This is a genomic window from Pseudomonas sp., from assembly GCF_049653025.1.
Classification (GTDB): domain Bacteria; phylum Pseudomonadota; class Gammaproteobacteria; order Pseudomonadales; family Pseudomonadaceae; genus Aquipseudomonas.
Genome location: NZ_JBASFM010000006.1, coordinates 372,011 through 383,853, shown reverse-complemented (window position 1 = coordinate 383,853; position 11,843 = coordinate 372,011). Strand labels below are relative to the sequence as shown.

Below are 11,843 nucleotides of genomic sequence, written 5' to 3'. Positions count from 1 at the left end.
GGGCGCGTTTTTCACTCCAGGATCAATAAAGAAAATTATGTGGCGTGAAACCAAAATCCTCCTAATTGACGATAACAGCGAGCGCCGCCGCGATTTGACGGTAATCCTGAATTTTCTCGGTGAAGATCATCTTGCCTGTGACAGCCAGGGCTGGCGTGAAACCGTAGCGCAGCTGGAGTCCAGTCGTGCGGTTTTGAGTGTGTTGCTGGGCGAAGTGAAAGCCAAAGGTGGTGCTCTGGAGCTGCTCAAGCAGTTGGCTGCTTGGGATGAGTTTCTGCCGGCTTTGTTGCTTGACGAACAAGTGGCAGGCGAATGGCCCGAAGAGCAACGGCGTAGCGTGCTGGCCTGTCTGGAAATGCCGCTGAGCTACAACAAGCTGCTGGATTCCCTGCACCGCGCCCAGGTTTACCGCGAGATGTACGACCAGGCCCGTGAGCGTGGACGGCAGCGTGAGACCAACCTGTTCCGTAGCCTGGTCGGTACCAGTCGGGCGATTCAGCAAGTTCGGCAGATGATGCAGCAGGTGGCTGATACCGAGGCCAGTGTGTTGATTCTCGGTGAGTCAGGCACGGGCAAGGAAGTGGTCGCCCGCAACCTGCACTATCACTCCAAGCGCCGTGATGCGCCGTTTGTACCGGTCAACTGCGGCGCAATTCCCGCTGAACTGCTGGAAAGCGAGTTGTTCGGTCATGAGAAGGGTGCTTTTACCGGGGCTATTACCAGCCGCGCGGGGCGCTTCGAACTGGCCAATGGCGGCACCTTGTTCCTTGATGAAATTGGCGACATGCCGCTGCCGATGCAGGTGAAACTGCTGCGCGTGCTGCAGGAGCGCACATTCGAGCGGGTTGGCAGCAACAAGACCCAGAGCGCCGATGTGCGCATCATTGCCGCCACGCACAAGAATCTCGAAAAAATGATCGAGGACGGCAGTTTCCGTGAGGATCTGTATTACCGGTTGAATGTCTTCCCGATCGAAATGGCCCCGCTGCGCGAGCGCATCGAAGACATTCCGTTGCTGATGAATGAGCTGATCTCGCGCATGGAGTTCGAGAAGCGCGGCTCGATCCGTTTCAATTCCGCGGCCATCATGTCGCTCTGCCGCCACGATTGGGCGGGTAACGTGCGTGAACTGGCCAACCTGGTCGAGCGCATGGCGATCATGCATCCCTATGGCGTGATCGGTGTCGGCGAGTTGCCGAAGAAGTTTCGCCATGTTGATGATGAAGACGAAAGTCTGGTGGCCAGCCTGCGTGACGAGCTGGACGAGCGTGCAACCCTTATGGCCGGCTTGCCGGGGGTGGAATCGCTGGCCATGCTGCCGCCGGAAGGCCTGGATCTCAAGGACTACCTGGGCAACCTGGAGCAGGGCTTGATTCAGCAGGCGCTGGATGACGCCAGTGGCGTAGTGGCGCGCGCCGCCGAGCGTTTGCGCATTCGGCGCACGACGCTGGTCGAGAAAATGCGCAAATACGGCATGAGCCGGCGTGACGATGAGGCCGTGGACGACTAAGTCCTGAGCACTTGGGTAATCGTCAGTGACTTGGCGCTTACCCCCTGAATAAAGCCTAAGGTTTGACACAGCCTTCGGCTTTGTTTTTTAAGGCGTTGATATCTAAGGATAAATTTTCAGGCACGGGTATTGCTATCTCTCAGTTAACTGACTGTCTTATGACGGCTCGCTGCGCGAGAGAGAACCATGAATAGCAACGCTCAACGCCCTGAAAACCTGCCAGAAACGCCTGCACCTGTTGAGCAGGCCAGCCGTGCCGGTCTCGAACAAGCCTTTGCCTTGTTCAATCAGATGTCGACCCAGCTCAGCACCTCCTACAGCATGCTCGAAGCCCGGGTGACTGAACTCAAGGGTCAGTTGGCGTTGGTCAGCGCCCAGCGCATGCAGGAGCTGGCGGAGAAGGAACGTCTGGCCCATCGCCTGCAAAGTCTGCTCGATCTGCTGCCGGGCGGGGTCATCGTGATCGATGGCCAGGGTGTGGTGCGTGAAGCCAATCCGGTGGCGCGCAACCTGCTCGGCCAGCCCCTGGTCGGCATGCTCTGGCGTCAGGTGATCGCACGCAACTTCGCGCCGCGCGAGGATGACGGTCACGAAATTTCCTTGAAAGATGGCCGGCGTCTGTCGATTGCGACCCGCTCGCTACACGCCGAGCCGGGCCAACTGGTGCTGTTGACCGACCTGACAGAAACCCGGCGCTTGCAGGATCAACTGTCTCGCCACGAGCGCTTGTCCGCCCTGGGGCGCATGGTGGCGTCGCTGGCGCATCAGATTCGTACGCCACTTTCGGCCGCCTTGTTATACGCCAGCCATCTGACTGAGCAAGTGTTGCCGGTGGAGCAGCAGCAGCGTTTTGCCGGGCGCTTGAAGGAGCGTCTGCATGAGCTGGAGCACCAGGTGCGCGACATGCTGATCTTCGCCCGGGGCGAGCTGCCATTGCCCGACCGTCTTGCACCGAAGGCCTTGTTTGATGCGCTGCGCGCCGCCGCCGAACCGCATGTGCTGGATATGCAGGTGCGCTGGCAGTGCGACAGCCGTGCGGGCGAGTTGCTGTGCAACCGCGACACCTTGGTCGGTAGTGTGCTGAACCTGATCGAGAACGCGATCCAGGCGGGAGGGCGTGAGGCGCGGTTGAAGATTCACCTGTATAGCCGTGGCGATTCGCTGCGCCTGTGCATCAGCGATAACGGTCCAGGTATCGACAGCGTCACCCTGGCGCGCCTTGGCGAACCTTTTTTCACCACCAAGACCACGGGCACCGGGCTTGGCCTGGCCGTGGTCAAGGCTGTGGCGCGGGCGCATCAGGGCGACGTGCAATTGCGCTCGCGCCCGGGGCGCGGCACCTGCGCCGTGTTGACCTTGCCACTGCTGGGTGCCACGCACCCCTTGATTCAGGAGTAACCCCAATGGCTGCCAAAGTTCTGTTGGTCGAAGACGACCGCGCCCTGCGCGAAGCCCTGGCCGATACCCTGGCGCTCGGCGGGCATGCTTTCCGTGCGGTGGATTGCGCCGAGGCGGCCTTGCTGGCCATCGCCGAGGAGCCCTTCAGCCTGGTCGTCAGCGACGTGAACATGCCGGGTATGGATGGGCATCAGTTGCTGGCGCAGATTCGTCAGCGCCAACCACAACTGCCGGTGCTGTTGATGACCGCCTACGGCGCGGTGGAGCGCGCGGTGGATGCGATGCGCCAGGGCGCGGCGGATTACCTGGTCAAACCCTTCGAGCCGAAAGCCTTGCTGACGCTGGTTGACCGGCATGCGCTGGGGCGGGTTACCGCGAGTGAACAGGATGGTCCGGTGGCGCAGGAGCCTGCCAGCGTGCAGCTGCTGGCCCTGGCGACGCGGGTGGCGCAAAGCGATTCGACGGTACTGATTACCGGCGAGTCGGGTACCGGTAAGGAAGTGCTGGCGCGCTTTATTCACCAGCAGTCACCACGCGGCAGCAAACCCTTTATTGCGATCAACTGCGCCGCGATTCCGGACAATATGCTCGAAGCCACGCTGTTCGGCCACGAGAAGGGCGCATTTACCGGGGCGATTGCCAGTGCGCCGGGCAAGTTCGAATTGGCCGAGGGCGGTACCATTCTGCTCGATGAGATTTCCGAGATGCCCCTGGGCCTGCAGGCCAAGCTGCTCCGGGTATTGCAGGAACGCGAGGTCGAGCGGGTTGGCGCGCGCAAGCCGATCAACCTAGATATTCGCGTGCTCGCCACCAGTAACCGTGACCTGGCCGGTGAAGTGGCGGCGGGGCGCTTCCGTGAAGACCTTTACTATCGCTTGTCGGTATTCCCGCTGGCCTGGCGACCGCTGCGCGAGCGTCCGGCGGACATCGTGCCGTTGGCTGAGCGGCTGTTGGCCAAGTACGTGAAGAAAATGAATCATCCGCCGATTCGCCTGTCACCACAGGCGCAGCTGAGCCTGATGAGCCACAGCTGGCCGGGCAATGTGCGTGAACTGGACAATGCCATTCAGCGTGCGCTGATCCTGCAACAGGGTGGTTTGATTCAGCCGCAGGACTTGTGTCTGCTCGCGCCGATCGGCTCTGCCGTGTCGGTACCGCAGCAACCACTATTAGCCGTGGTGCCGAGCTCTGCACCCGTCGCCGCAGAAATGCCGACAGTCGAGGCCGGAGCCCTGGGTGATGACCTGCGCCGGCATGAGTTCCAGATGATTATCGACACCCTGCGCGCCGAGCGCGGCCGCCGCAAGGAAGCCGCCGAACGCTTGGGTATCAGCCCGCGTACCTTGCGCTACAAGCTGGCGCAGATGCGCGATGCCGGTATGGATGTGGAAGGCTACCTGTTCGCCAGCTAAACCTAGGCGTGTATGCAATGGCGAGTTCGCCCTTTGCATACACGCCGCTGTGTCACCGCGCGCTTAGTCCTTCCACGGCTCCGGTGCGCCGAGCAGGCGTCCCATCGCGCCATACAGGCCCAGTTCCTTGAGCACCGCCAATTCGCCTTCGGTCTCCACCATCTCGGCAATCAACGGTAGGTCGATGCTGTTGGTGGCGCGGAATACCGCCTCGATAAACATGCGCTTGTCGCTTTCCTGATCGATGGCGCGGATATAGGTGCCGTCGAGTTTTAGGTACGCCAGACCCAGGTGAGTCAGGTTGCCGATCAGGCTGAAGCGCCCGCCGAAATGTTGCAGCCCCAGGCTGAAGCCCGTATCGCGGATGCCCTGGCTCAGGCTTTCCAGCTCGGCGGCCGGCGGTAGATGGCGCTCATCCACTTCGAGGGTCAGCAAGCTGGCCTGTTGTGGATGCTGCTTGAGAATGTCCAGCATGCGCTTGATGGTTTCCGCATCGCGCAGGGTCGCTGCGGACAGGCTCAGGGCGAGCGGCGCGGCATGTTGGGTCAGGTGCGCGAGGCTGTGTTCCAGCATCGCCAGGTCGAAGCGTGCGGTCCAGCCTAGGCGTTCGATCCAGGGCAGGAAGCGGCCGGCGGCAATGGCCTCGCCTTGCGGGTCGAGCAGGCGCGCGAGGACTTTATGGTGCAGCAGTTGGCTGCGATCCGCGCATTGCGTCACCGGCTGGAAATACAGCTGCAGGTTGCGTTTGTTCAGGGCGTCATCGATCCAGGCTCGCCAGTCATGCAGACCCTGGCTCGGCTGGGCGTTGTAGTCATCCAGGCGCACCCAATGACGGCTCGGGTCGCTTTGCGCCTGGGCCAGGGCCTGGTCGGCGCGGCCGATGACCTGGCTGGGTTCTTCGCCAGGCCGAAAGGCCGCGATGCCCAGGTGCGCCACTGGCGTGCAGTCGCTGGCACCAGTCTGGCGCAGGCTTTCCAGGCCGGTGTGCAATTCCCCGGCGAGCAGGTCGGCTTCCTCACTGCCGAGCCCCGGCGCGAGCAGGCTGAACTCGCCGCCGCGGCTACGCGAGGCCAGCCAGTCGGCACGATTGGCCTGACCGAGCAGGCGCTTGAGCAGTTCGCCGATCGCGCTGATCAGCGCATCGGTACGTTGCCCGCCCAGGCGCTTGTTGAGGCCGCCGAGGTCATTGACCCGCAACAGAATCAGGTAGCCATCGGCGTTCTGCTCGGACACCACCAGTTGGTTGGCCAGGCTGATATCGAACAGGCGGCGGTTGGCCAGCCCGGTGATGCTGTCCTGGTAAGCCTCTTCGCGTAGCTTCTCACTGCGCGCGGCTTCCTCGGCAAACAGGGTCTTGAGCTTCTCGACCATCTGGTTCATGGCCATCACCACGCGCTTGAGTTCCGGTGTGCGCGGTACCTTGGGCAGCGTGAGGAATTCACGGCGGGTGATGGCTTGGGCCTGTTGCACCATATTGTCCAGTGGGCGCAACTGGGTGCGCAGTAGCCAACCACCGAGGATAGCGCTGACCACCCCGCACAGCAGTAGCCAGAGCAGGCTGCCGATGGCGCTGTCCCAGAGCTTGGACAGGGCAAATTGCGGATGGCTGAGCACCTCGACCCGTGCCGCCTGGTCCCAGCCGCGCATGATCAGCGCATCGCCACCCTGGGGTTGCAGGTTGACCAGGGTGACGAACCAGGCCGGGACGTTTTCCGGGCTGGAGGTGGTGCGCCGTTCAACAATCACTTCTTCGCTGGGAATGCGCACCACGCGGATGCTGGTGAAGTAGCCGCTGTCGAAGATCGAGCTGACCATCAGCTCGATCATGGCGGGGTCGTCCACATGCGGGGTCATCGACAGGCCGAGCGCCGTGGCGGCGTCCTGGGCATGCGAGCGCAGTTGACTGAGCAGTTGTTCCCGCGAGCTTTCCACCCCGGCAATAAAACTGCCAGTGAACGCCACCACCAGAAACAGGCAGATGGCGAGAAATAGCTGCTTGAGTAGAGACATAGGTTCCTCCTAGCCTTCGCCGATGGCGAAGCCCTCCGTGCGCATTTTTTTCAACAAATCCTGCCAGCGTGAGAGCTTCTTGGTGTCGCTCTTCTTGCTGTTCGATCCGGCCAGGTACAGGCCTTCGGCGTTGAAGGCATAGACCGGCAGCAGGTCTCGGCGCTTCGAGGCAGGGCGGATGTCATTGATCAGGTTGTCCAGCACCAAGGGCTCTGCGCCGGGGCTGGCGTAGTAGGTCAGGACCATGTGCGCCTGGTTGTAATTGAGTGCCTTGACGTACGTGATACGCAGCTTGTCGCTGGGGATGCCGAGGCGGCGCAGGGTGAAATACTTGGCGATGGAGTAGTCCTCGCAATCGCCGGCCCCCTTGACCAGAGCCTCGATGGGCGTGGCCCAGTAATCGTTCTGTTTCCAGGTGCGGATGTCGTCGGAGAAGCGAATCTGCCGATTGAAGAAACGGTTGACCTCGGTGAGCTTGTCTTTTTCCGCGCTGCTTTCGTTGGCTTTTATCAAGGCGTCCCAGGCCTGAATGCGCTGCTTGGCCGCACCGAGGGTGCCATAGCGGCTTTCGGCCTTTTGCAGAATGATGCCGAAGTCCCAGTTGGCGACAGCGCTGGCGAGGCCAATCAGCAAGGCGCAGGCGGCCAGCAACGCTGTATTGAGGCGCTTGAACCATCCTTGAGTGAGCTGACGTGGTGGCATGTACCGCGCCTCGGCTAAAGATTGGGAAAGTCTAGGTGCTAGTTGTGATTTTTGCCGAGGCAAACATACCGCATGTCGGTCGGGTTAGCGCGGGGCCTGAACCTTGGGTCTGACCAGGGTTTTCTGCCGGAGGATGTACAGACTGACCACGATCGCGCTGGTGAGCATAAAGGCTCTGGCCCAGAACAGCGGCACCAGGTAGCAGGACAGGCTGATGCTCAACCACATCAGGCCGATCGCGTAGACCTTGCCCTTGAGTGGAATGCCCTGGTCTTCGAGGTAGTCGACGATCCAGGGGCCGAGTTGCGGGTGGTTGACCAGCCACAGGTAGAAGCGCTTGGAACTGCGCATAAAACAGGCGGCAGCCAGTAGTAGGAATGGCGTGGTGGGCAGCACCGGCAGGAAAATCCCGATCACGCCCAGCGTCACACTCAACCAGCCGATGGCCAGCAGGGTGTAGCGCAAGGCCGGGTTACGCTGTTCCTCTATCGCGCGCGCCATGGCTATGGCGTGGGTTTAGTGGTGGCGTGGCTTGAGCAGGGCCGGCTTTTCTTCCGGTGCATGGCACAGCAGGAACAGCGCGGTCAGCAGCTCGGGGATCTGATCGATCATGCTGTCGACCAGGTCGCGGTCACGGGCAATTTCAGCGAACTCGGGTTGCTCGTCGAACAGCCCGGAACCGACCATGATCGGCAGCAGCAGCTCGCTGACTTCATCCTCGGCGTCGTCGAACCACACCGCTTCACGCAGGAACACTCCTTCCATAAAGCCGATGCACCAGCCGCGCAGGTCGGAATCGTCCGGCTCTTCGCTCAGGTCGAGTTCGCACGGTACGTCGGGCTCGTCGTCGCTGGCCAGTTGGCGGGCGATATGGCTTTGCAGCTGGATCAGGGTGGCTTCGATCTCTTCGCGCTCGGCGTCGCTGCGGTAATGCGGTGGCTCGGAGAACAGCGCATCGATCCATTCGCGCTCCGGCACTTGCTCCGGGCAGATCGACAGCGCAGTCAGATAGCCGTGGGCGGCGATATAGTCCAATGCCTCTTCATGCAGCTCATCGGCATCGAGGAAGGCTTGCAGGCGGGAGAGTTGCTCGGCGAAGGACATCGGGTAGCTACCTTGAAGGAGTAAACGAGGCTGGATTCTAGTCTAGAGCGGCCTGAGCGGCCATAGCCGCAGGCCAATGCGCGATGTAAAAGCGCGCACCGTCGAGCGACCTGCCTGTGCCGACTGGCACCTGCGTATAATGCGCGGCTTGTTTCGGAGACCCTTCATGCTCGACCACGCGCAACGCATCCTTAAAGACGTTTTCGGCTACGACAGCTTTCGCGGCCGTCAGGGTGCGATCATCGAGCGCGTGGCCGGCGGCGGCGATGCCCTGGTGCTGATGCCCACGGGGGGCGGCAAGTCCTTGTGTTTCCAGGTCCCGGCCTTGCTGCGCGAGGGCTTGGCGGTGGTGGTATCGCCACTGATTGCGCTGATGGACGACCAAGTCGCGACCCTGGACGAGCTGGGCGTGGCCGCGGTGGCGCTGAATTCGACCCTGAGCAACGATGAGCAGCGTGAGATCGCCGAGCGGATCAAGCGCGGCGAAATCAAGATGCTCTACCTGGCCCCCGAGCGCCTGGTGCAGCCGCGCATGCTGAGTTTCCTGCAGAACCTGCAGATTGCCCTGTTCGCCATCGATGAGGCGCATTGTGTGTCGCAGTGGGGCCATGATTTCCGCCCCGAATACCTGCAACTGGGCCAGCTCGCCGAGCTGTTCCCCAATGTGCCGCGCATTGCCCTGACCGCCACGGCGGACATGCGCACCCGCGAGGAGATCGTCCAGCGCCTGCATCTGCAGAATGCCGAGCGTTTTCTGTCGAGCTTCGACCGGCCGAATATCTTCTACCGCATCGTGCCCAAGGAACAGCCGCGCAAGCAGCTGCTGAGCTTCCTGACGGCGCGCAAGGGCGATGCCGGCATCGTCTACTGCCTGTCGCGCAAGAAGGTCGAGGAAGTCGCGGCGTTTCTGTCCGAACAGGGTTTTCCGGCCTTGCCGTATCACGCCGGCCTAGCCAACGAGCTGCGCGCTTATCACCAGAAGCGCTTTCTCAACGAGGAAGGCCTGATCATGGTGGCGACCATTGCCTTCGGCATGGGCATCGACAAACCCAACGTGCGCTTTGTCGCGCACCTCGATCTGCCGAAATCCCTGGAAGCCTATTACCAGGAAACCGGCCGCGCCGGCCGCGATGGCCTGCCGGCCGATGCCTGGATGGCCTACGGCCTGCAGGATGTGATCTTCCTTAAGCAGATGCTCAACAACTCCGAGGGCGATGAGCGGCACAAGCGCGTCGAACAGCACAAGCTCGACGCCATGCTCGCCCTGTGCGAGGAGACCCGCTGCCGCCGCCAGGCGCTGCTGGCCTACTTCGATGAAGAGCTGCCGCAGCCGTGCGGGCATTGCGATAACTGTATCGACGGCGTACAGACCTGGGACGCCACCGAGCCGGCGCGTCAGGCGCTCTCGGCGATCTACCGCACCGGCCAGCGTTATGGCGTCGGTCACTTGGTCGATGTGCTGCTGGGCCGCGACAACGACAAGATGCGCAGCCTCGGCCATCAGCACCTGACGGTGTTTGGCGTGGGCAAGGCGCTGGCCGAGGGCGAGTGGCGCTCGCTGTTCCGTCAACTGGTGGCGCGTGGCCTGGCCGATGTTGACCTCGATGGCTACGGCGGCCTGCGTCTGTCCGACAGTTGCCGACCATTGCTCAAGGGTGAAGTCAGCCTGCAGCTGCGTCGTGACCTCAAGCCGCAACAGAGCGCCAAGGCCTCCAGCAGTGCCGCCAGCCAGCTGGTGCGTGGCGAGGAGCGCGGTCAGTGGGAAGCCCTGCGCACCTTGCGGCGCAAACTGGCGGAAGAGCACAGCGTGCCGCCTTATGTGATCTTTCCGGACGCCACCCTGCTGGAAATGCTGCGCAGCAAGCCCAGCACCCTGGCCGAAATGGCCCGGGTCAGCGGCGTCGGTGCGCGCAAGCTGGAGCGCTATGGCGAGGCGTTTCTCGAGGTGTTGGCGGGGGAGGCCGAAGCGCCGCGTGCGGTGGTCGATCTGCGGCATGAATTGGTCAGCCTGGCCCGCGCGGGCATGACCCCGGCACAGATCGCCCAGCAGCTCAGTTGCAGCGAGAAGAGTGTGTATGGCCTGCTGGCAGAGGCCATCGCGCGCCAGCAGCTGTCGCTGGAGCAGGCGCTGGATGTGCCGGAGCAATTACTTGGCGAAATTCAGGATGCCTTTCTCGACGGCGAGGGCGAGTTACCGGCGGTAACGGCCATCAGCGAGCAGTTTGCCGGACGCGTTGAAATCGGCATTTTGCAGTGTGTACGCGCGGCCTTGCAGGCGGAATTCGAGGGCTGAGCAGGGTGTGCGCGGCGTCGTCGCCGCTAGTTGGTTCAGCTTGTGGCACTGATGGCGAGCGGCTAAGGTGGTTTCAGCCATCCCGCTGTAGAGGTCACGGTGCCGCTTTCCCATGCCTGGCTAGACGATGTTCGCCCCAGCCCCTATGCCGACCAGCTCGCGCTGGGCTTTCGCCTGTTGCGTTTCGCCCGGCCGCTGGAGCAGGAATACCGCGACTACCTGCGTGACGACACCTTCGAGCTGAAACGCATCGCCCTGAGCGTTGGCATCCTGGTTTGGCTGGCATTTGCCGCCTTCGATTTTGTGCTGATCAAGGCCCCTGAAGTCTGGTGGATGTTCGCCATTCGCCTGGTGGTGTTGCTGCTGCTGTGCCTGTTCGGTTGGCTGCTGATTCAGCGCAAACACACCCACCTGTTGCAGCCATTGAGCCTGGTCAGCCTGATTGCATTGGGCGCTGCGGCGTCCTTTGTGGTGGGTATTGCCCATCGTGTCGACCCCAGCTACCCCTATGAAGGCTTGTTGCTGATCTGCATGGCGGCCTACTTCCTGGTCGGCCTGCGCCTGAGCGAGGCGCTCAGCTGCTCCTTGCTGGTGCTGCTGGTGTACGTCTGCGTGGAGTGGACGATGGCCGAGATGCCGCTTGCGCGGCTGATCAACAACACCCTGTTCCTGCTGTTCGGCAACCTGATGGGCGCAGTCGGTTGCTACCTGCTGGAGTTCAAGTCGCGTGAGCATTTTCTGATCAGCCGGCTGATGCGTGTGCTGGCCGATCACGACAGCCTGACCGGGCTGCATAACCGCCGCAGCTTCAATCGCCAGTTCGAGCGCCTCTGGCGTCAGGCCCAGCGCGAGCAGCGCAGCCTGGCGCTGCTGCTGTGCGATATCGATCACTTCAAGGCGTACAACGATCATTACGGCCACCAGGCCGGCGATAACGTGTTGCAGCGTATTGGCAGCCTGCTGCAAGACGCCGCGCGACGTCCGCTGGACATGGCCGTGCGCCTGGGCGGCGAAGAGTTTGCCGTGCTTCTGTACGACATTGGCGAAGCCGAGGCGCGGCTGCACGCCGAGGCGCTGCGACAAACCCTGCAAACCCTGAATATCGAGCATGCCGGCTCCGATACGGCGCGGATGCTGACCATGTCGATTGGTATTGCCTGCATCCAGCCCGCCGAGGGCGGCGCGTTGGCGCAGCTTTATGAGCATGCGGATCGTGCGCTTTATGAAGCCAAGGCCTTTGGCCGCAATCAGGTCGTCGCCTGAGAATCTATTTACGATCAGCTGCGCGTCGGCCCTGCTGCGTTAAAAACAGGTTCGGCAAGCCGCTTGCGGCTAACGCGCTTTAGCGCGGCCCGTAGGGCGAGCAAAGCGAGTAGTGCTCATTCACAGCTCGCGAACTCCGCTTCCTCGCCGT

9 protein-coding genes are annotated in these 11,843 nt (G+C 62.2%); 5 read left to right on the top strand and 4 right to left on the bottom strand.

Going from position 1 to position 11,843, the window contains the following annotated elements; genetic code table 11:
* The first annotated feature begins 37 nt into the window (after positions 1 to 37).
* The 3 genes from WBK23_RS04835 to WBK23_RS04825 all read left to right on the top strand — a co-directional run bounded on the left by WBK23_RS04835 (position 38) and on the right by WBK23_RS04825 (position 4,320).
* Complete coding sequence (locus WBK23_RS04835) at positions 38 to 1,510, top strand: sigma-54 dependent transcriptional regulator (RefSeq protein WP_424482836.1); 1,473 nt, start codon at positions 38 to 40, stop codon at positions 1,508 to 1,510.
* Between the two features lie 186 nt (positions 1,511 to 1,696).
* Positions 1,697 to 2,908, top strand: a complete 1,212-nt coding sequence (locus WBK23_RS04830) for a sensor histidine kinase (protein ID WP_424482835.1) — start codon at positions 1,697 to 1,699, stop codon at positions 2,906 to 2,908.
* A 5-nt stretch (positions 2,909 to 2,913) separates the two neighbouring features.
* Positions 2,914 to 4,320 carry a sigma-54-dependent transcriptional regulator gene (locus tag WBK23_RS04825; protein WP_424482834.1) on the top strand — a complete coding sequence of 469 codons (1,407 nt, stop codon included), beginning with the start codon at positions 2,914 to 2,916 and terminating at the stop codon, positions 4,318 to 4,320.
* A gap of 63 nt (positions 4,321 to 4,383) precedes the next feature.
* On the opposite strand, the gene lapD is transcribed toward WBK23_RS04825, so the two are convergent.
* From lapD to WBK23_RS04805, 4 genes are all read right to left on the bottom strand, one after another.
* On the bottom strand, positions 4,384 to 6,330 hold the full coding sequence (lapD, locus tag WBK23_RS04820; RefSeq protein ID WP_424482833.1) for a cyclic di-GMP receptor LapD: 1,947 nt from the start codon (positions 6,328 to 6,330) through the stop codon (positions 4,384 to 4,386).
* Between the two features lie 9 nt (positions 6,331 to 6,339).
* Complete coding sequence (gene lapG / locus WBK23_RS04815) at positions 6,340 to 7,032, bottom strand: cysteine protease LapG (RefSeq protein ID WP_424482832.1); 693 nt, start codon at positions 7,030 to 7,032, stop codon at positions 6,340 to 6,342.
* A gap of 84 nt (positions 7,033 to 7,116) precedes the next feature.
* Complete coding sequence (locus tag WBK23_RS04810; RefSeq protein ID WP_424482831.1) at positions 7,117 to 7,533, bottom strand: YbaN family protein; 417 nt, start codon at positions 7,531 to 7,533, stop codon at positions 7,117 to 7,119.
* Positions 7,534 to 7,548: 15 nt separating this feature from the next.
* A complete protein-coding gene (locus WBK23_RS04805) occupies positions 7,549 to 8,136 on the bottom strand; it encodes a UPF0149 family protein (RefSeq protein WP_424482830.1) in 588 nt (195 codons plus the stop codon).
* A gap of 166 nt (positions 8,137 to 8,302) precedes the next feature.
* Between WBK23_RS04805 and recQ the strand changes: the two genes are divergently transcribed.
* Both recQ and WBK23_RS04795 read left to right on the top strand, forming a co-directional pair.
* Positions 8,303 to 10,429 (top strand): DNA helicase RecQ, encoded by a 2,127-nt coding sequence (recQ, locus tag WBK23_RS04800; RefSeq protein WP_424482829.1) that lies wholly within the window; start codon positions 8,303 to 8,305, stop codon positions 10,427 to 10,429.
* Positions 10,430 to 10,528: 99 nt separating this feature from the next.
* Positions 10,529 to 11,692: a diguanylate cyclase domain-containing protein gene (locus WBK23_RS04795; protein WP_424482828.1), complete on the top strand. Its 1,164-nt coding sequence runs from the start codon at positions 10,529 to 10,531 to the stop codon at positions 11,690 to 11,692.
* The last annotated feature ends 151 nt before the right edge of the window (positions 11,693 to 11,843 follow it).